Origin of the sequence: Prauserella oleivorans (genome assembly GCF_042685745.1) — a bacterium.
Lineage (GTDB): Bacteria > Actinomycetota > Actinomycetes > Mycobacteriales > Pseudonocardiaceae > Prauserella_A > Prauserella_A oleivorans.
Window position 1 is genome coordinate 579,203 of record NZ_JBHUNT010000001.1, and the last position, 19,750, is coordinate 598,952.

Here is a 19,750-nt window from a genome sequence, read left to right on the forward strand (position 1 = left end):
CGGCCGCGAGGAGGTTCACTCGCATAGCCGGTAGCTTTCGCGGTTACCACGCTTGGGTTTTTTTGCGATGCTGTAGGCGTGACCGCCGAATCAGGCACCCATCTCAGGCGTAATGGATCGACCGGCGATGTCCCGCGCGTCATGCCGGAACTCGTGCTGTGCGCGCTCGACGACGCACTCGCCCGCGCCTGGAAATCGGTGCGGGACAAGGTATCCGGGCCCGTTCGTGTCCATAACGGATCGGTCCTGGACGTCGACGCGCAGGCGGTGGTGAGTCCGGCGAACTCGTTCGGGTGGATGCGCGGCGGCATCGACGCCGTGTATGCCAAGGCGTTCCCGGGAATCGAGCAACAGGTGCGCAGCGCGATCCTCGCGTACCACGGCGGCGAGTTGCCGGTCGGCGAGGCCGTCGTCGTGCCGACCGGAGTGCAGGCTCCGGAGTGGCTCATCAGTGCGCCGACGATGCGCGAGCCCGGCGAGCGACTGCCCGTCGACACGGTGCACCCGTACCTCGCGGCGAAGGCCGTGTTCCTGTGCTGGCGCGACGGGGTGCTCGAGCACGGGACGGAACTGCGCCGCGTGGTGACCACGATCGCGATGCCGGGGCTCGGCACCGGCGTCGGCGGGGTCACCCCGGAAACCTGTGCCCATCAGGTGGCCGCAGCGTGGGAGGAGGTCTTCATCCAGCGGTGACGCAGGGCCGGCCGAACGGTGGCCGGCTGACGACATCGGACAGTCGCATTAGGTAATCAAAAGCAACCCAACGTAGTTCTCGACGACCGTCACAACCCTGGGCGTGGAGAAGCTCACAGTCCGTTGGCAGCACGTCAGCCGTAACGTTGAATGCGCGTTACAGATGTATGGCGCCGGCCCACCGACGGGCAAGGAGTGAGCGAATGCCACGGGTCCGTGAGCTGAGCCCCTATGTCGAGTTGCAGCGCGATCAGTGGCGGGAGCTCCGCCGCGCCACCCCGCTGCCGCTGACGGCGAGCGAGCTGGTGAAGCTCCGAGGGCTCGGCGAGCAGATCGACCTGAACGAGGTCGCCGAGGTCTACCTTCCGCTGTCGCGACTCATCAACCTGCAGGTCGCGGCACGTCAGCAGCTGTACGAGGCCACCACGACGTTCCTCGGTGAGGACACCCGCGGCACGAAGGTCCCGTTCATCATCGGCATCGCGGGCAGTGTCGCCGTCGGCAAGTCGACGACCGCCCGCATCCTGCGCACGCTCCTGGCCCGCTGGCCCGACCACCCGCGCGTCGACCTGGTCACCACCGATGGGTTCCTCTACCCGCGCGAGGAGCTCGTCCGCCGCGGCATCATGCACCGCAAGGGCTTCCCGGAAAGCTACGACCGCAGGGCGCTGCTCCGGTTCGTCACCGAGGTCAAGTCCGGCGCCGAGGAGGTCCGCGCACCGGTCTACTCCCACCAGGCCTACGACATCCTCCCTGGCAAGGAGCAGGTGGTGCGCAGGCCGGACATCCTCATCGTCGAGGGTCTGAACGTCCTGCAGCCCGGGCCGAGCCTGACCGTGTCGGACCTGTTCGACTTCTCGATCTACGTCGACGCGCACACGTGCGACATCGAACGCTGGTACATCGAGCGGTTCCTCGAGCTGCGGCACACGTCGTTCGCCGACCCGTCGTCGCACTTCCACCACTTCGCCAGCCTGCCCGACGACGAGGCCCGGTTCGAGGCGCAGCATCTGTGGAAGACCATCAACGAACCGAACCTCATCGAGAACATCCGGCCGACACGGCCGCGCGCGACGCTGGTGCTCCGCAAGGACGCCGACCACTCGATCAACCGGGTCCGGCTGCGCAAACTCTGAGGCGCAAACGCTTGCGTCCCGTGTGTGTTGGGTAACACCACCTGACCGGGGGGCTTGCGCGGGCCAAGATGTTCGGGCATGAGCAGCCGACCGCGCAGGCTCCTGGTTCGGGTCCTCGGTCCTCTCGCCGTGACCGGCCCGGCGGACGCCGCCGGAGCCCTCCGGCACGCACCCCTGCGTGCCGTGCTGGCGACGCTCGCCCTCACCCCGAACGATCCGGTGCCGCTCGAGCGGCTCGCCACCGTCGCCTGGGGTGCCAGGCCGGTGACCGGCCTCGACGACGCGCTCGGCACGCTCGTCTCCCGGCTCCGCACGCTGCTGGCTCCGGTGGCCGACGTCCGGTGGAGCGGCGGCGGCTACACCCTGTGCGTCGAGCCGGGCCGGATCGACGCCGTCCGGTTCGAGCGGCTGGTGGAGGCGGCGACCCGCGCCACGCCGCGGCAGGCCGCGCGATTGCTCGGCCGGGCGCTGGAGTTGTGGCGTGGACCGGTGGCCTACCCGGACCTGCGGCCAGGTGGGCTCGACCATCCGGAGGCCGTGCGGCTGGCCGAGCTGCGGCACCGCGCGATCGACCGGCTGGCCCGATGCGAGCTGGCGCTCGGCCGGGCGGGGGCAGCCGCCGACCGGCTGCTCGAGGTGATCCAGGTGCGTCCCGCGCGGGAGAGCTCGGCGGTGCTGGCCGTCCATGCCCTGCACCACGCGGGCCGAGCCGGTGAGGTGCCCGGTCTTTACCGGTTCGTGTGCGACCGGCTGGCGGCCGAGATCGGTGCGGACCCGTCCGTGGAACTGCGCGAGGCCTACCGCGCCGTCACCGGATGCTCGCCCGGGCCCTGCGGCCACGCCTGGCCGGTACGCCCGCCCCGGCGTCCGCCGCCGACGTCGTACGTCGACCGGACGAGCGAGGTGGCCAGGCTACGCGCCCTGTCGGCGACGCAGCGGCTGGTCACCGTGACCGGACCGGGCGGCGTGGGCAAGACCCGGCTCCTGCTGGCGGCGCTGTCCACCCTCGACACCACGCCCGCGTACGCCGAGCTCGCGCTGCTGCCCGGCGACGCCGTCCCGGCCGCGGTGGCGGTCGCGCTGGGGATCGAGGCCACCGGCAAGCCGGACGACGTGGCGGCCGCCGTCGCCGGCTACCTCGCCGACCGGCGCCGGCTGCTCGTGCTGGACGGTTGCGAGGACGTCCTGGAGGCTGTGCGCGCCCTGCTGAAGCGTCTGTTCACGCGGTGTCCCGGCGTGACGGTGCTCGCGACGAGCCGGGTACCGCTGGGGCTCGGCGGCGAGTATCGCCTGCCGCTGGCTCCGCTGTCCGCCGAGCCGGCCGGCGACCCGCTCGACTCCCCGGCCGGCGTGTTGTTCCTGGATCGTGCCGGGCGAGCCGTCCCGCCGGATGAGGCGGAGCGGGTGCGCGGCCTGCTCGCGTCGGTCGTCTGCCTGCCGCTGACGGTGGAGTTGCTCGCCGCGCGTGACCTCGCCGAGCTGCCGGAGCCGCCCCGGGACGTACTGGACCTGGCGTACGGGCGGCTCTCCGCCGACGACCGGCGACTGCTCGAAGCGCTGTCGGTGTTCCACGCCGACGCCGACGGGACCGCCGTGGAGGAGGTGGCCGATGCCGGGCCGGGCACGTCCGGCGGGCTGGCACGGCTGCGCGCGGCCGCGCTCGTGACGATGGTGGACGGCCGGTACCGGATGCCCGGGTTCGTGCGCCGGTTCGCCGCGCACCGGCTCGCGGAGTCGCCACGCGAGCGCAAGGTGCGGGATCGCCACACCCGGTGGGTCCAGGAACTGGTGGCCGAGCCGGCAGACGAGACGACCGTCGCGGAGCGGTTGCGCCGCCACGCCGCCGACATCACCGCGGCCGGGCTCCCGTGTGCGCCACCGTCGCCGCATCTGTCCGCTGTGGACTGTTTTCTGCCTGGCTCCCGGCCCGGTGATCGACACACCCGGGCGCTCGACCACCACTTCGCGGGCGAGGACGGCCTGGCCGCGATCGCCTGCCGTGAACTCCTGGCGACGCCCGGCCTCTCCCCGGCGCGCCAGGCCGATGCCCACAGCCTGCTCGCGTTGTCGGCACCCGGCCACGACGGGGCCCTGCACGCGGTGGCGCGGGCGCGGGCGCTGGCCGAGGCGGCGGGGTCGCTCGCGGCGCGGGCGTTCGCAGGCTACGCCGAGGGCCGGGTACGCGCGGCGACCGACCCGGCCGGAGCCATCGCCGTGCTGACCAGGGCACGCGCCGACGCCCGCGGCGCTGGGGCCGCGAGGGTGGACGCGGCAGCCGGTACGACGCAAGCCGAGGCCCTGCTGCGGCTCGGCCGGGTCCCCGAGGCGGGCAAGGTCCTGCTGGCGGTGTTCGACCATGTCGCCCGGCTACGGGTGCGGCCGCAGCCACCACTCGACGTGGCCGCCCGGGCGCTCGCCGCGTTCGGCGACCCGGCGGCGGACCTCTCGGTCGCCGGGGCGACGGCCGCGCTGCACCGCCACGTCGGCACGCTCGCCTGCTGATCGTTGCTTACAGTCGGCCGCATGCGGCGGCGCGTGTTGCTCGGGACGGCGGTGCTCGTCACCATCGTGGCCGTGGTGTTCGGCGCGGCGTTCGCGTTCCAGCGCAAGCTCATCTACCTGCCCACCGGCGGGCCGGTGCCGTCGGCCGCCGACGTGCTGCCGTCCGGCCGCGACGTCACCCTGGCCACTCGCGACGGGCTGCGGCTCGGCGCCTGGTACTTCCCGGTGCCGGACGCTCCGGCTGCCGTGCTGGTCGCACCGGGCAACGCGGGGAACCGCGCGACCCGGGCACCGCTGGCGCGGGCGCTGACCGAGCGCGGGCTCTCGGTGCTGCTGCTCGACTACCGGGGCTACGCCGACAATCCCGGCTCGCCGACCGAGGAGGGCCTGGCGCTCGACGTCCGCGCGGCGCGGGAGTTCCTGGCGCGGGAGGCCGGGGTGCGGCGGATCGTGTACTTCGGGGAGAGCCTCGGGGCGGCCGTGGTCGCCGAGCTCGCCCTCGAGCACCCGCCGGCCGCGCTGGTGCTGCGGTCACCGTTCACCGACCTGGCCGCGGTCGGGCAGCGGCACTACCCGTTCGTGCCGGTGCGGCTGCTGCTGTTGGACCGGTTCCCCGTCGCCGATCGGATCGGGCGCGTGCGGGCGCCGGTCACCGTCGTCTACGGCACGGCGGACTCGATCGTCTCGCCCGAGCAGAGCCGGGAGGTCGCGGCGGCGGCACACGCGCGGGATGTGCCCGTACCCGGAGCCGACCACAACGACGCCGTGCTGCTCGACGGGCCGGATCTCCTCGCCGCGATCGAGCGCGCGGCGCGCGGCTGACCGCGTGGCGCGGGCCGTGCTCGCGCAGTGCGACCGATCTCGGCCGATCGGCCAGGTCGGCACGTCGATCATCAACCGGTTGGCCGATACCACTGGTCCAGGCCTGCCTCGACCCTGGTTGGTAAGAACCACACACCCGGAACAGGGAGGCAACACCCATGCTGTCGAGCATCCTGACCTGGGTCGGCGCGCTGCTGGGCGTCGGTGTCCTGCTGGCCATGGCATGCGGTGCGTTCGTGCTGGACTTCGACGACTCCCGGCGAGCCGAGAAAAGCGCCTCCTAAGCCGTCACCGCAGGGTTTTGGGCAACGCGATCCGTGCCCGGCGGATCTCCTCGAGCAATCGCGTCTTGCGCCGGTGCGTCGCGGCCAGGTCCGTGACGAACTCGCTGAACTCGCCGGCCGTGCCCGCCCGCCGGTGCAACGTACGCAGCCGCCGCAGCTGCGCGGCCGCCCGGGCGTAGTGGGCGGCGTCCTTGCGGGCGATCAGCTCCTCGATGTGCCGGCGGTACACCGCGATCATGTCGGCGGGCGGCTGCTCGCTCGCGGCCTTCCACGCCTCCTCGTCCCTACCGTCGGCCAGCAGTACCGCCACGGGTTCGACGGGCCGGGCCGCGTGGGCGCCTTCGAGTTCCTCGACCGGCGAGCCCCGCCGAGCCGCCGGGTCGTTGCCCAGCGCCCGCGCGGCGTGCGCGATGGCGTCGGCATGCCTGCCCGCTGCGCGGAGCACCCGCACGATCTTGAGGCTGACGTCCAGGCGGGGCAGCTGCTCGGACAGGATGCGGACGACCGTGTCGACGTCGCCGGTGACCTCCGCGATCTCCTGCTGGAGCCGGCGCGCGGTGTGCCGCCGCCCGGAATCGTCCACGTCGAGCAACTTGTCTACTGTGGACTTGACGCGGGCGATTCCCTGCTCCCCCAACGCTTCCGCGAAGTCGGGCAGCGAGATGTCCGGCCAGCCGGGCGTGCCGAACGCCATGCCGAGGAACCAGTCGGCGAGCCGGCTCGGCGGCGGTGGGTGGGCGGCACACGCCCGCGCGTACAGGGCGACGGCGCGCTCCAGCTGCGACTCGCCCACCGCGCCCTCGGTGTCGCCGAGGGCGGCGGTGATCTTGTCGACCGCCCTGCGGGCGAGCGGCGCGACGTCGGCCTGGGTGCCGCCGTCCAGGAGCCGCTGGAGCGTGTCGAGGACCGACGTCACCTGCACGGCCTCCTCCGCGGGCCGCGCGTCGTCGAGGAGATCGCTGACCTCGGCGAGCTCACCGCCGTGTGCCCGGGCGAGCAGCCGTCTGCGGAGTTCCGGATCGCGGTCGGCCTGCTCGCACAGCAGGTCCGCCAGCGTCGCCGAATCGAGCGAACGGAGGAACGCACGCAGGTCCGGTTGGCTCACCCGATCATCGTGTCACGAGATGTGGGCGGGTTGGTCACCGTCGCGTGCCGATCGCTCGACGGCCTGCCGTGGCTGGGGAATCAGCAGCTCGCCGGCCGGGCGAACCGTCAGCGCGCCGTCCCGGCGCAGGGCCTCGATCGCACCGAGCGGTGTGCCCGGCGCCGCGGCGCGGACCGCGGACAGGTCGGCGAGCAGGTAGAGCCGGCGGCACGGACGCGTGACAGCGGAGACGAACGCGCGGGTCCGGGCCGACCAGTCGTCGGTGGTGAGGTCGACGAGCACGGTCTCGAACTCCTGGCCGCACACGGTGCGGCCGGTGCCGACGGCGATGTCGAGACGGTCCCTGGCGGCGGTGGCCCAGGTTGCTGCCGCGGTGCGGTGTGGCGCGACCACCGCGGTGTCGCCGAGCGGCATCGCCGCGGCGACGGTGGCGTGGCGGGCAGGCTGACCACCCGTGTCGAGCAGGACGACCTCGGTCGCGACGCCGTCGCCGGACATCGTCGGCACGCCGAGGTGGTCGGCCAGCATGCGCACGGCGTCGCCGAACCGGTACTGCGTCGTGAGCACGTGGCAGCCGGGGTGTTCCTCGGCATCCTCGGGTTTGCGAATCCCACAGTGGGCGAACGCGGTCGGCACCGACCAGCGGCGAACCTCGGGCCGCTCACGCAGGCGCGGCGGCACGCGGGGGCCCGGGCTGCCGAAGTCGCCCGCGACCACCGCAGTGTGGCGGGCCAGGGCGACGGCGGCCAGCACCTCGGCCAGGCGCCGGCTACCGGCGTCGTCGACGAGCACCACGTCGAACAGTTCACCGTCCTCGAGCTCCGGCAGCGACGATGCCCGCGTGAGCAGTCCTGATCCGGCCTGCCTGCGACGTTGGTAGGCACGATCGCCGAGCCACCACAGCCGTTCCTCCAGCCGACCGCGCCGGGCGGCGCGTTCGTCGCTCTCGGCACGGAGCCGCTCGCGTTCGTCGTGGAGGTCGGGAAGCTCGAGCCGCACGCACTCGGCGTGGAACCGCTGGTCCTGTGTGGACGGTGCGCCGACGGAGCGTAGCTGGGCGATCTTGCCGCGCAGATACTCCAGGCTCGTGTAGGCGTGGGCCTCGTCGCGGGCGGCGGCGTCGAGCCTGCGATGGGCGTCGGCGAGCGCGCGGTCGAGCTCGGCCGCGCGCTCCTCGGTCAGCGCGCGGCCACCGCACTCGGCCAAGCGCTCCGCGAGCTCGGAACGCCGTTTTTCGTTGGCTCGCAACGCTTTCCGGTCCGCCCGGCGACCCCGGTAGAAACGCCGGTGGAGGCGCTCGCTCAGCCTGGCGATGTCGCTCTCGGTGGTCGTGAGCCGGGCGGTGAGCGTGCGGGACTCGGCGAGCAGTTCGCGCTGTTCGGCGACCTCGTCCCAGGCCGCCCGCGCCGTCCGGAGTTCCTGCCGGGCGGCGGCGAGTTCCTTGGCGGTGACGTCGTGTTCCTGCGATGCCTTGGCGAACTCCGGTTCCAGCAAGTGCGCGCGCCGATGGTTGGCGATGCGCTGCTCGACGGCCAGGAACGCGGCGTGGTCGAAGCCGGCGAGCGTGTGGTCCAGTTCGGCCAGTCGCCGCTCCTGCGCGCTGAGAGCCGCCAGCTGCTGCTGCACGGCGAGACGCTGCGGGTCGGCCGGCACGCTGAGGGCCTGTTCGGTGCCGGTGAGGAAGAGAACGCGCTTGCCGGAGCCGGCGAGCTCGTCGGCCGCCTTGGCGAGCAGGGTGGTCTTGCCGGTGCCGGGTGGGCCCCAGATCAGCCGGACGCCCGGCAGGAAGCACGCACCGTAGGGGTCGCCGTAGGCACGGTCCGGCCTGCCGTCGGCGAGCCGGTCGGCGAGCGGGGCGAAGTCGGCGCGGCGTAGCGTGCGGACCAGCGTGTCGCACTCGTCGCGAGTCCCCGTCCACCGGGCCCACACCCGAGCGCATTCGGAGGGCAGTGGACCGGGGTCGTCCAGCCACAGCACGCCGTGATGAAGCCGGGCGCCGACCGGGACGGCAGCGCCGCCTCGGGGGCCGTCGGAGCCGGCGAGGCGGATGTCGTGCAGCCGGCCGAGGCGTCGTCCGCGTAGATCCACGGCCAGGCCGCCGTCTTCGGTGCCGATCACTTCTCCGAGGTCGTGCCACTCGTCCTCGTGCGGTGCGTCGTCGCGTTCGGCCTCGGCCGCCCTCGCGGCTTCCCGGCGCCAATCGGCCATGCCACCCCCTTCAGCCTCCACGAAGTAAACCAAGGGTGGCCGTCCGGGTACAGAAAGTAATCCGACAGTGTGATAGGCAGTCGGGTCGTGACGCTCGACGACCTCATCCAGCGGTTGCGGGACTTCGCCGCGGCCCGTGGCTGGGAACCGGACCACACGCCGAAGAACCTCGTGATGGCGCTTGCCGGGGAGGTGGGCGAACTGACAGCACTGTTCCAGTGGCTGACCCCGGAGCAGTCGGCCGCGGCGATGGCGGAGCCGGAGCTGCGCGGGAAGGTGCTCGACGAGATCGCCGACGTGATGCTGTACCTGGCCCGGCTCGCCGACGTCCTCGGCGTCGACCTGCTGGCGGCCGCGAACGCGAAGGTCGACCGGAACGAGACACGCTTCCCCGCGCCGTAGCCGTCACGCACCGGTGGCGGAGGTGGCCGTCGCGACCGTGACCGCCGTGCCCGGCGGCACGTGGCGCGTCAGCCGAACGGCGTCGTCGGGCGAGGCTGCAGCTCGCCGTCGACGTAGACGTCCACGCGCTCGTCGGCGAAGGCGATCAGGCCGGCGATGCGCTGGCTCTCCGGCAACGGCATGCGATATGACCAGGCGAGGTCCTTCTGCTCGCCCACCGACCAGTACTCCGCCTGCCCCTTGTACGGGCAGTGGGTGACCGTGTCGGTCGGCGTCAGCAGGTCGAGGCGCACGTCGGTCTTCGGCAGGTAGTAGCGCGTGGGCAGGCCGGTCTCGAACAGCAGCCACGGGCGGGCCGACTCGGCGACCGTCACCCCGTCCACCTCGATCCGCACGTGCCGCGAGCTGGGCAGGATGTCCACGCGCTTGTGCGGGTCACGCGGGTGGGTGTAGACCTCCTCGTCCTCCTCGAACCAGTGGTCCATGGAGGTCCAGTCGAGGCGGACGGCGTCGCGGAGCTGTTCGAACGGCGAATCCGGGTACTCGGTGACGGCGTCCACGGCCTCGCGGTCGCCGACCCGCAGCGTGGACACGCGCCCCTCGCCCCGGCTCGGCGAGGGGCGCGTCCGTCCGGTCGGGACGAAGAGGTCGGTCCGCACGTCCGCGCGGGGGAGGTAGTACATCGGGTAGTACGGCACCTCCCACACCAGCAGGGGCCGCGTCGTGTCCGCCACGACGATCCCGGCGAACACGACCCGGACCCGCTTCGCGCCCTGCTCGACCCGCACCCGCCCCCGGCTCTCGGTAGTCGTCATGTGAGGGGCAACACACAGCCCGGGGCGGTTATTTCGGCTGCTTCGTCAGCCCTGCCGCACGCCGGTCATGGTCGCGTAGGCCACGACGTTGTCGAGGTACTCGCCGGAGTCACGGTCGAAGTCGCCGCCGCACGTGATGAGCCGCAGCTCCGGGCCGTCGGTGTTGCCGTACACCTGCTCAGTCGGGAAGGCGTCCTTGCCGTACTGCTCGACCCTCGTGATGGTGAACTCGACCGCGGAGCCGTCGTCGCGGTGGACGGTCGCCGTGTCGCCCGGGCTCAGCTCGTGCAGGCGGAAGAACACCCCGGCCACGCCGTCGTAGTCGACGTGGCCCGCGATGACCGACGGCCCGACCTCGCCCGGCGTGGGGCTCTTGGTGTACCACCCGGCGGTCACGGCGTCGTCCGGAACCTCGAGCTCACCATTGGGCTGCAGGCCGAGGTCGATGATCTCGTCCGTGCGGACGTCGATGGCGGGGATCTCGAGCCAGACCGGTTCGGACGCCGCGAGGGAGGCGGGGGTGCCGGTCTCGGTCGGTGGCGGCGGAGAACTGGCCTGCGTGGTCACCGGAGCCGGTGGCGGAGTGGATCCCGCCGCGACGGGTTCGGGATCCCCCGACACCACGGTGACCAGCACCAGGACCAGCGCCGCCACGGCGGCTCCGAGGCCGGCGACCACCGGCCACCGGAACCGCCGCTCGCGGACCTCACTCACGCCTCGATACCACCCTGGGCACGCCGCCGGATGACGACCGCGGCACCGGCACCGACCAGCACCAGACCACCGAGCGCGAGCAGGCCCGCGTCGTCGTCCGCCCGGCCGCCGGTGTCGACTCCCCCGGACGGGTACACGCTGACCTGCTGGTCGTGGTCGCCGGACGTGCCCGCGAAGTGACGTTCACACGCCTCGCCGTCGTTGTCGGCGTCGAGGTTGTGCGGGTCGCTCGGGTCGGCGTCGAGCGTGGCCTGCGCCTGCGCCTGGGTCGCGAAGTCGGCGCAGTTCTTGTCGCTGAAGGCAGGCTCCGTCGTGGTCTGCTCCACCGGCGCGGGCTGGGGAGCGGGCTCAGTCGTCTCGGCCGGCGGGGGCGCCGGGGTTGTCGGGGTCGTCGGCTGGGCTCCTCTGGACGGGAGGCCTTCGCAGGCGACGCCGTCCTCCGGATCGCCGTCGAGGTCGTGCGGGTCGCTCGGATCCCTCTCGAGCTCCGCCTGCGCGTCTTCCTGGTACTCGAAGTCGCTGCAGTTCAGGTCCTGGAATGCGACCGCGGAGATCTCGGATGTGGCCTCCTCCGCAATGGACACACCAGTGAAAGCAAGGCTTGCCAAACCAACGGCGGAAACGACCGTCATAGAACGACGCAACAAGGACACAGGTTGACCTTTCTCGTCAGGAAACCCCAGTTCGGGAGCCGCAACCCGGCTCGCGCACCGGCTTATCGATCACCTCCCGAGAAAGCGTTACGCCTTGTTCGGAAAAACTTGTTCCCGCCAATCGCGAGTTTCTGGTCGGAACGTTTCCGCCGAGCCGGCCGGTACCGGCCGGCATGGCGCGACCGACCCGCCACGGCGGCTCCGGTACCCGCGGAAACCGGCCACCGGAGCCGCCGCCGGCGGACCTCACTCACGCCCCGGTACCACCCTGGGCACGCCGCCGGGCGACGAACACGGCACCGGCACCCACCAGCACCAGACCACCGAGCGCGAGCAATCCCTCGTCGCCGCCGTCGTCCGAGCGGCCACCGGTGTCGACTCCACCGGCCGGCGGCACCACCTGTTGGTCGTCGCCGCCGTTCGTGGTGCCATCGTCGCCGCCGTCCGTGGGCGGGGTCGTGGTCGTCGTGGTCGGCGGAGTGCCATTCGGCGGCGGGGCCGGGGTGCCGTCCTCGCAAGCAATCCCGTCGTTGTCGGCGTCAAGACGGTGCGGGTCGCTCGGGTCGGCGTCGAGCGTCGCCTGAGCCTCGGCCTGTGACCCGAAATCAGCGCAGTCCAGGTCCTGCTGAACTGCCACCACGGACATGCCGGACGCCGCCGGATCGTCCGCAAAGGACACTCCGGTAAAAGCAAGGCCAGCCAAACCAATGGTGGAAATGACAATGATGGTGCGACGCAGCACGGACATGGGTCAGCCTTTCTCGTCAGGGAAGCCCCAGTTCGGGAGCCGCAAACCGGCCCATAAAACGGATTAGCAAGTAACGGCCGTAAATGTCCATGCCACGTCACGAAAAAGTTCTTTCCAAGAAATACGTACATCTTGTTGGCGACTTTCCCGGTTCAGTGCGTCGTTCAGCCGGCGGCCACGCTCGCCGCCGTGAAGGTGTCGCCGGGCATGGCGCGGCCGAGCCGCCAGGTGATGGCGATGGGCCTGCTGCCACGGTGCGTGACGTACGAGGCCTGGCCGAGACACAGGAACGGCGCGGTGCCGAGGTCGTCCACCTTGGCACGGCGAACGAACAGCACCACGTGGCTGCCGTGTGTGCGATGGTTGACGTACCGCTGCCCCGTCACCGAGTCGATCGACGTGGCATTCTGCGATTCCCAGTGGAACAACTCCGGACTGATCGCGTAGTCGCGATACATCGTGGTCGGCGAGAAATCTTTTTCGCTCTTGTGGAGGTTGACAAGCAGAATGTCGGTGTTGGTCTCCTCGGCCCACGCGACTCCGGAGACATGGTTGGCGACGGGACGGTCCAAGGAGGCGTAGCCGAACGCCGCCAGGATCTCTTCCCGCCGGTAATGGGCGTGGCTTGCCAGCGGGACCTGCTGCAGACCGTTGCCCAGCGGCGCGGGGAGGCGGCGGGCCCGGTCGAGTCCAAACGCGACAAGTTCGGCGAGTTCCGCGCAGACCGCGGGATGCCGCCGAAGCCGCGCCAGGCCTGCCTCGTAGGAAGGGAACGCACCACGCTGTGGCCAGAAGGTGAAGAGCAGCATGCGAGCCAGTCGTCGTTGTCGCTCGCTCAGGTCGTGGTACGCGGGCCCGTCGGGGTTCGCCAGCTCGGTGTAGGCGCTCACGCGTTCGGGATCGTCGACGTGCGCGAACGCCGAGACGCGCCGCAGCAACGCGTCCTCGTCCGGGCCCGCGGGGAGGGTGGGAAGACCGGCTTCCCGCCGCAGCGCCGTCCACGAGCCCTGGCTCTTGTACACGTCCGCCGGTTCCCGGCCCGCCTCGGTCAGGTAGCCCGCCAGGGAGAGATCGCCGTGTGATCGCACGTCCGCGATCAGTGCCCGCCTGGTGAGCCGCAACTGGGAGCGGACGTTGTCGAGCACAATCGTCTGCGCCACCCGGTCCAGCACCAGCTGCGAGCCGGACGGCAGGAACGGGAAACCCTGTTCGATGGCGCGTTCCAGACCACGCCGAGTCGCCCCGGTCAAGGCTCGATAGCGCATGTCGAAACGGAATTCCCTGCGGTGGTGGCCGATGAAGTCGAGCACGGTGAGCACCGCCTTGCCCGGAGAACGCCGAAGCCCTCGCCCGAGCTGTTGCAGGAACACGGTGGCACTCTGGGTGGGCCGCAGGAAGAGCACCGTGTCGACCTGGGGAATGTCGAGGCCCTCGTTGAACAGATCGGCCGCGAAGAGCACCTTCACCTCGCCCCGGGCCAGCGCCTCGACCGCCTCCCGACGGGCATCGGGACGGGTCGATCCGGACACGGCCAGAGCCTGGATGCCGGCTTCCCGGAACACCCGTGCCATGTACTCGGCATGCGCGACCGACACGCAGAACCCGAGTGCCCGCATCCGGCCGACATCGGTCACCTTGTCGCGCACCTCGGCGAGCACCTTGGCCGCACGGGCGTCGTTTCCCGTGTACAGCGTGTCCAGGCCGGCGGTGTCGTAGCTGCCACGCGTCCAGCCGACCCGGGACAGGTCCACGTCATCGGCGACGCCGAAGTAGTGGAACGGCACCAGGAGATCGGCCGCCAGAGCGTCCCAGAGTGGCAGTTCGTAGGCGGCGCGGCCACCGAAGAAGTCGCGGACGTCGATACCGTCGGCGCGCTCGGGCGTCGCGGTGAGACCGAGCAGTTCCTGCGGACGCAGGTGATCGAGCAGGCGCCGGTACGAGGCGGCCTCGGCGTGATGGAACTCGTCGACCACCACGACCTCGAAGTGCTCGCGCGGCAACCGGTCCACACCGTATGACGACAATGCCTGAATGCTCGCGAAGACATGCTGCCAGCGCTCCGGCCGGGCGTTGCCGACGTAGGACTCCCCGAAAGAACCGTCCATCATGGTCTCCCGGTAGGTCCGCAGCGACTGCTCGAGGATTTCCTTGCGGTGCGCCACGAACAGCAGGCTCAGGTCGCGTTGATGCAGCTCGCGGAGCCGTCGGTAGTCCAATGCGGCCACGACCGTCTTCCCGGTGCCCGTGGCGGCGACGACAAGATTGCGGTGCCGCCCGTGCAGTTCGCGCTCGGTGTCCAGGGCCTCGAGGATTTCGTGCTGGTGCGGCAACGGACGGACTTCCAGCCCGGCCAGGCTGATCCGCGGCGCCGTGGCGGTCCGGCGGCCGGCGCGGGCGAGCGCATCGTCAAGCCGATCGGCGTCCCGCTCCGGGTCGTAGGGCACGAACGCGCTGGAGGCCCAATAGGTGTCGAACGTGGCGGCGAATTTCCGCAGCAGTTCGGGCGTGCCCACGCCGGAGAGCCGGACGTTCCATTCCAGACCGTCGAGCAGAGCCGACCGGGACAGGTTGGAACTACCCACGAACGCGGTGTCGTAGCCGGAGTTGCGTCGAAACAGCCACGCCTTCGCGTGCAACTTGGTGGATTGGTGCTCGTAGCTGATCCGCACGTCGGCGCCGAATCGGTGGACCAGCTCGTCGAGCGCTCGTCGTTCCGTCGCGCCCACATACGTGGTCGTCAGCACCCGCAGCGGCACCCCGCGCCGCCGCAGGTCGGCCAACGCGGATTCGAGAACGCGGAGGCCATGCCAGCGAATGAAGGCGCACAGCAGGTCGACCCGGTCCGCACTCGCCAGTTCGGCGCGCAGCTCCGCCGAGAGCGACGGCTCGTCCGCGGCGTTGGTGAGCAGGGCGGCGTCGGCGAGTGGAGTCACCGGACGCCGTGGTGGTCGGCCGTCGAGCCGGTCGACGGGGGTCAGCGCGAGTAGTTGTTCCACGCTGCCGGGAAGCTGTTCCTCGGGTGCGCCGAGGAGGGCGAGGATGTCGTTGACCGTGGCGATCTGGCGAGCCGCCTGGGTCTGCTCGGCGAGTGCCCGGCGGACGACCTCGGCGACATGGCGGGCGAGCACCTCGGGTGTGTCGGCATGGTCGACGTCGGCGAAGTGGGGGCGCAGCCGGTCGCGTAATCGGTCGATCGCGGCGTTGAGGCGGGCGGTGCGGATTGCCTCGTGGATGCCGTCGGCGAGCTCGTCCATGCCGGAACCCTGCCATGCCGGTGCGTCCGCTGATCGCCGTTGTGACGACGTAACCTCGGCTCATGGCCATCGAGGTATTGCTCGTCGACGACCACGAGGTCGTGCGCCGTGGGTTGCGTGACCTGCTCGGTGACGAGCCGGACATCAAGGTCGTCGCGGAGGCGAGCACGGCCGACGAGGCGCTGGCGGTGGCCCTGCATCTGGAGCCGGACGTGGCCGTGGTGGACGTCCGCCTCGGCGAGTCGGAGACCGACGGTGTGCAGCTGTGCCGGGAGTTGCGGGCACGGCCCAATCCGCCGTACTGCCTGGTGCTCACGGCGTTCGACGACGAGGAGGCCATGGTCGGCGCGATCATGGCGGGGGCGTCGGGGTATCTGCTCAAGCAGGTTCGCGGTCAGGACGTCGTCCATGCCGTGCGAGAGGTCGCCGCCGGCCGGTCGCTGCTCGACCCGGTGACCACGGCCCGCCTGCTGGACAAGATGCGCCATCCCAGCCCGCCCGACCGGCTGGCCGAGCTGAGCGAGCGCGAACGCAGCGTCCTCGAGCTCATCGGCCAGGGGTTGTCGAACCGCGAGATCGCCGAGCGCCTCTTCCTCGCCGAGAAGACCGTGAAGAACTACGTGACCTCACTGCTGGGCAAGCTCGGTATGCAACGCCGCACGCAGGCCGCCGCGTGGGTGGCCCGGCACACGGCAGAACGCCGCGAGCACCGCTGAGCCGCGGCCACCGAGCCGTGCCGGTCAGCCGGGCGCCGCCATCGCCGTGAGGCGGCGGGCGAGCCGAGCGGCGGCCTCACGCAGCTCCGGCGGCTCCAGCACCTCGGCCTCGTAACCCAGCCGCGCCACATGCATGGCGAGCCAGTCCAGGTCGTCGCCGCCGACGATGAGCACGCACCAGCCGGCGCGATCGTCCTCGACGCGGCCCACCTGCGGCGGCACCAGCCGGCGCACCCGGTCGGGCGGCGCGTGCAGGCGCACTCGGGCGAGGTGCCGGTACGGTGCCTCGGCCACCGACCGCTGCACGTACGCGGCCGCGTCCGGATGCTCCCGCGGCCGGAAGTGCCAGGTGGTCGCCACGACGTCGCGCATACGGTCGAGCCGGAAGGTGCGCCAGTCGTCGCGGTCGACGTCCCACGCCATCAGGTACCAGCGCCGGCCGGTGGCGACCATCCGCACCGGCTCGACGGTGCGCTCGCGCTCCCCACCCTCGCGGTCCGGGTAGCCGAACCGCACGCGCACGGCGTCGCGGCAGGCCCGCGCGAGCGTCACCAGCAGCTCCGCGTCGATCTCGATGCCGGGGCCGACCAGGGTGTCGGTGGCGCCGTGCACGGCCCGCACCTCCGCCCGCAACCGGGGCGGCATCACCTGGTCGAGCTTCGCCAGCGCCCGCAAGGCCGCCTCGCCCGCGCCGGCGACCGTGCCGCCCGACGCGAGCCGGAGGGACACGGCCGTCGCGATGGCCTCCTCGTCGTCGAGCAGCAACGGCGGGAGCCGGGTGCCCGCGCCGAGCTGGTAGCCGCCACCGACGCCGGCCGTCGCGTGCACGGGGTAGCCGAGCGCGCGCAGGCGTTCCACGTCGCGGCGCACCGAACGGTCGGTGACGCCGAGTTCCCCGGCGAGCTCGGCGGCGGTCCAGGACGGCCGCCGTTGCAGCAGCGCCAGCAGGCGCAACACCCGCTCGGTGGTCGCCTCGACGGTCATGCGCTCATCGTGGCACAGATCGCGGAACGAACCTGTCCGCTATTGGCGGCAGGCTGAGCCCATGACCGATCTGACCTGGAACTCCTTGCTCCGCGACCAGATCGCGTGGCACTGGACCAACCAACTGCGCGATCGCCTCGACGGACTCACCGACGACGAGTACTTCTGGGAACCCGCGCCCGGTTCCTGGAGCGTGCGCCCGCGTGGCACCGGCACGGCACCGGTGCAGGCCGGGTCCGGCCCGATGACGATCGATTTCGCGTGGCCGGAGCCCGACCCGCCGCCGTTCACGACCATCGCGTGGCGGCTCGGGCACGTGATCGTGGGCGTGCTGGCGGTCCGCAACGCCGCCCACTTCGGTCGCGCGCCCACGGACTACCAGTCCTTCTCCTACGCCGCGACCGCCGGCGAGGCGCTGGCCCAGCTCGACGCGGAGTACGCCACGTGGCTGGCCGGTGTGGAGTCGTTGGGCGAAGCGGGTCTCGCCCGTCCGTGCGGCGAGGCGGAAGGACACTACGCGGAAAGCCCGATGGCACGCCTCGTGCTGCACATCCACCGCGAGCTGATCCACCATTTGTCGGAGGTGTGTCTGCTCCGCGACCTCTACCTGCACACCCGGCAGCAGACCCGACGGGAGGCGAGCTGACATGGCCCGCGACGTACAGATCACCTTCGACTGCGCCGACCCGGCCGCCCTGTCGGCGTTCTGGGCCGAGGCCCTGGGCTACGAGCTCCAGGCACCGCCGACCGGGTTCGAGTCGTGGGAGCAGGCCCTGGAGGCGATGAACGTTCCACCGGAGCGGCGCAACGACGCCTCGGCCATCGTCGACCCCGACGGTGCGGGACCGCGCGTGTTCTTCCAGCGCGTCCCGGAAGGCAAGCAGATCAAGAACCGCGTGCACCTCGACGTGCGCGCCGCGCCCGGGCTGGAGGGGGACGAGCGGATGGCGGCGCTGGAGAAGGAGGCCGAACGGCTCGTCTCCCACGGCGCCACCCGGCTCGAACGCTTCGAGCCCGCGCCGCCGCTCGGTGCGGGCTGGATCGTGCTGGCCGACCCGGAGGGCAACGAGTTCTGCCTCGACTGATCGGGCCGGCGGGACACCGTGGGACGTCAGCCTGCGGTGGTTCGCCGGAGCAGCCGGTAGCCGTGCCGTTCGGCCTCGCCCGCTTGATCGGCGAGCGGGCTGCCGAACAGTTCGCCGCGCACGGTGTCACGGGCCCGCCGCAGCGCGGCGACAGCGGAGAGCACGTCGGCGCGAGCCCGGGCGAGGCCCGGCCGGTCCCCCGCCTCGAGTCCCCGCCTCAGTTCCGCGTTGGCCGCCTCGAGCGACTCCAGCGCCCTGCGCACCGCGGTCGCGTGCCGGTGGCGTCCGGGAACGACGACGGCGGCGAGGAAACCGACGAACGCGCCGAGCACGGTGTCGAGCACCCGGTCGGCGACGAGTCCGGCGGCGTCGGCGGGTGCGGGAATCGAGGCGAGCAGCAGCGTCAGCGGGGTCACGAACACCATCGCGGCGGCGTAGTTGCGGACGACGTAGAACTCGGCGCCGAGCAGGGCGATCACCACGCAGGTGAGGACGACGGGCTGCGACGGCTGAGCGAGCAGGAGCGCGGCGCCGAGCACGGCTCCGGCGACGGTGCCCACGGCGCGCTGGACGGTCCGGTGCACGGTGTGCCGCACGTTCGTCGTCTGCAGCACGGCCGCGGCGGCGACCATCGCCCAGTAGGCGTGCCCGAACCCGAACCCGGCCGCCAGCAGCCCGGCGGCCAGCACGCCGAGGCCGACGCGGACCGTGCCGACGAACACCGCGGACGACGGCCGGACAGCCGAGCGCAGCATGCGTCCCCAGGCCGGCAACGTTCCCGGTGAGCGCCGGGATCCGGGCACCGGGCCACCGTGGAGCAGCAGCGCGCGGCGCCGCCGGCCCTCGGCCGTCACCGGGATGCCACGTATCGCCCGCAACTCTCGTGCCCGCTCCCGGAGCGGGGCCACGGCACGAGAGCTGTCGTGGAGCACGAGGTCGGCGTCCACGAGTGCGGCCTCCAGACCGCTGACCTCGCGGCGCGCGGGCACGGTGTTCACGGCTCGCCAGGCCGCGTCGATGGCGGCGATCGCCGGATGCGGGTCGCCGGTCACGCGGCTGGTCGCCACGGCGTCGAGCGCACGCGCCACGAGAAGGCGAACCGGTCCGAGTTGGTCGACGAGCCTTCCGGACATGCCGACGAGCCACGCGACGGCGCCGCCGGCGGCCACGCTGAGCAGGTGCCACCCGACCTCGGACCAGGTGACGGGGAACATCGCCATCGTGCTGACGGCGAAGACGAACATCAGCCCGCCGGGCGGTCCGGAGCCGACGGCGTCGGTGAGCAACTTGGCGAGCGCGGCGAGCGCGGCGACGAGCACGACGATCGGCACCGTGCCCCAGCCGGCGGCCGAGGCGGCGACACCGGCACCCACCGACACCACCATGCCGAGGGCGACGCCGGCCAGCAGCCGTCCCCGCACCGCGAAGGGTTCGAACCGGGCATGGACGGCGGTCATGCCACCGAACGCGGCGGCCGCGCCCAGCTCGGGGTGTCCGAGCAGGACCACGACCACGAGCACCGCGTTGGCGCCGATGGTGGCGCGCAGGGCCGAGCGCAGTGCCGCGTCGGCCGGGCGGAGCTTCCACCATCCCCGGAGGGACAGGGCATCGCTTCGCAAGTATTTCACT

18 protein-coding genes are annotated in these 19,750 nt (G+C 71.9%); 9 read left to right on the top strand and 9 right to left on the bottom strand.

Going from position 1 to position 19,750, the window contains the following annotated elements:
- The first annotated feature begins 78 nt into the window (after positions 1-78).
- From ACFSZT_RS02880 to ACFSZT_RS02900, 5 genes are all read left to right on the top strand, one after another.
- Positions 79-693: a macro domain-containing protein gene (locus ACFSZT_RS02880; protein WP_377395039.1), complete on the top strand. Its 615-nt coding sequence runs from the start codon at positions 79-81 to the stop codon at positions 691-693.
- A gap of 203 nt (positions 694-896) precedes the next feature.
- Complete coding sequence (gene coaA / locus ACFSZT_RS02885) at positions 897-1,829, top strand: type I pantothenate kinase (protein ID WP_377395042.1); 933 nt, start codon at positions 897-899, stop codon at positions 1,827-1,829.
- A gap of 78 nt (positions 1,830-1,907) precedes the next feature.
- Positions 1,908-4,331, top strand: a complete 2,424-nt coding sequence (locus ACFSZT_RS02890) for an AfsR/SARP family transcriptional regulator (protein ID WP_377395045.1) — start codon at positions 1,908-1,910, stop codon at positions 4,329-4,331.
- Between the two features lie 21 nt (positions 4,332-4,352).
- Entirely contained in the window at positions 4,353-5,153 is an 801-nt protein-coding gene (locus ACFSZT_RS02895; protein ID WP_377395048.1) for an alpha/beta hydrolase, read from the top strand.
- 158 nt (positions 5,154-5,311) lie between these two features.
- Positions 5,312-5,437 (top strand): hypothetical protein, encoded by a 126-nt coding sequence (locus tag ACFSZT_RS02900; protein WP_377395051.1) that lies wholly within the window; start codon positions 5,312-5,314, stop codon positions 5,435-5,437.
- 4 nt (positions 5,438-5,441) lie between these two features.
- Here ACFSZT_RS02900 and ACFSZT_RS02905 read toward each other — a convergent pair whose 3' ends face one another.
- Both ACFSZT_RS02905 and ACFSZT_RS02910 read right to left on the bottom strand, forming a co-directional pair.
- Complete coding sequence (locus ACFSZT_RS02905; protein WP_377395054.1) at positions 5,442-6,542, bottom strand: hypothetical protein; 1,101 nt, start codon at positions 6,540-6,542, stop codon at positions 5,442-5,444.
- Positions 6,543-6,554: 12 nt separating this feature from the next.
- Entirely contained in the window at positions 6,555-8,750 is a 2,196-nt protein-coding gene (locus ACFSZT_RS02910; RefSeq protein WP_377395057.1) for a hypothetical protein, read from the bottom strand.
- An 87-nt stretch (positions 8,751-8,837) separates the two neighbouring features.
- Between ACFSZT_RS02910 and ACFSZT_RS02915 the strand changes: the two genes are divergently transcribed.
- Positions 8,838-9,152: a nucleotide pyrophosphohydrolase gene (locus ACFSZT_RS02915; RefSeq protein ID WP_377395060.1), complete on the top strand. Its 315-nt coding sequence runs from the start codon at positions 8,838-8,840 to the stop codon at positions 9,150-9,152.
- Positions 9,153-9,220: 68 nt separating this feature from the next.
- Here the strand turns inward: ACFSZT_RS02915 and ACFSZT_RS02920 are convergent, their stop codons facing one another.
- The 5 genes from ACFSZT_RS02920 to ACFSZT_RS02940 all read right to left on the bottom strand — a co-directional run bounded on the left by ACFSZT_RS02920 (position 9,221) and on the right by ACFSZT_RS02940 (position 15,336).
- Positions 9,221-9,967 (bottom strand): DUF427 domain-containing protein, encoded by a 747-nt coding sequence (locus ACFSZT_RS02920; RefSeq protein ID WP_377395063.1) that lies wholly within the window; start codon positions 9,965-9,967, stop codon positions 9,221-9,223.
- Positions 9,968-10,012: 45 nt separating this feature from the next.
- Positions 10,013-10,681 (bottom strand): class F sortase, encoded by a 669-nt coding sequence (locus ACFSZT_RS02925; RefSeq protein ID WP_377395066.1) that lies wholly within the window; start codon positions 10,679-10,681, stop codon positions 10,013-10,015.
- On the bottom strand, positions 10,678-11,265 hold the full coding sequence (locus tag ACFSZT_RS02930; protein ID WP_377395069.1) for an excalibur calcium-binding domain-containing protein: 588 nt from the start codon (positions 11,263-11,265) through the stop codon (positions 10,678-10,680). Before ACFSZT_RS02930 ends, ACFSZT_RS02925 begins: the two co-directional genes overlap by 4 nt.
- A gap of 319 nt (positions 11,266-11,584) precedes the next feature.
- Complete coding sequence (locus tag ACFSZT_RS02935; RefSeq protein ID WP_377395072.1) at positions 11,585-12,082, bottom strand: excalibur calcium-binding domain-containing protein; 498 nt, start codon at positions 12,080-12,082, stop codon at positions 11,585-11,587.
- Positions 12,083-12,246: 164 nt separating this feature from the next.
- On the bottom strand, positions 12,247-15,336 hold the full coding sequence (locus ACFSZT_RS02940) for a DUF3427 domain-containing protein (RefSeq protein ID WP_377395074.1): 3,090 nt from the start codon (positions 15,334-15,336) through the stop codon (positions 12,247-12,249).
- Between the two features lie 62 nt (positions 15,337-15,398).
- Between ACFSZT_RS02940 and ACFSZT_RS02945 the strand changes: the two genes are divergently transcribed.
- Positions 15,399-16,052, top strand: a complete 654-nt coding sequence (locus ACFSZT_RS02945) for a response regulator (RefSeq protein ID WP_377395077.1) — start codon at positions 15,399-15,401, stop codon at positions 16,050-16,052.
- A 24-nt stretch (positions 16,053-16,076) separates the two neighbouring features.
- Here the strand turns inward: ACFSZT_RS02945 and ACFSZT_RS02950 are convergent, their stop codons facing one another.
- Positions 16,077-17,036 (bottom strand): helix-turn-helix transcriptional regulator, encoded by a 960-nt coding sequence (locus ACFSZT_RS02950; protein ID WP_377395080.1) that lies wholly within the window; start codon positions 17,034-17,036, stop codon positions 16,077-16,079.
- Between the two features lie 61 nt (positions 17,037-17,097).
- On the opposite strand from ACFSZT_RS02950, the gene ACFSZT_RS02955 reads away from it, so the two are divergent.
- Together ACFSZT_RS02955 and ACFSZT_RS02960 are read left to right on the top strand one after the other, a co-directional pair.
- On the top strand, positions 17,098-17,682 hold the full coding sequence (locus ACFSZT_RS02955; protein ID WP_377395083.1) for a DinB family protein: 585 nt from the start codon (positions 17,098-17,100) through the stop codon (positions 17,680-17,682).
- Between the two features lies 1 nt (position 17,683).
- Positions 17,684-18,121: a VOC family protein gene (locus tag ACFSZT_RS02960; protein ID WP_377395086.1), complete on the top strand. Its 438-nt coding sequence runs from the start codon at positions 17,684-17,686 to the stop codon at positions 18,119-18,121.
- A 26-nt stretch (positions 18,122-18,147) separates the two neighbouring features.
- On the opposite strand, the gene ACFSZT_RS02965 is transcribed toward ACFSZT_RS02960, so the two are convergent.
- The gene (locus ACFSZT_RS02965; protein ID WP_377395089.1) at positions 18,148-19,749 is read right to left on the bottom strand and encodes an FUSC family protein; all 1,602 of its coding nucleotides are present in this window, start codon (positions 19,747-19,749) and stop codon (positions 18,148-18,150) included.
- Position 19,750 lies beyond the last annotated feature (1 nt).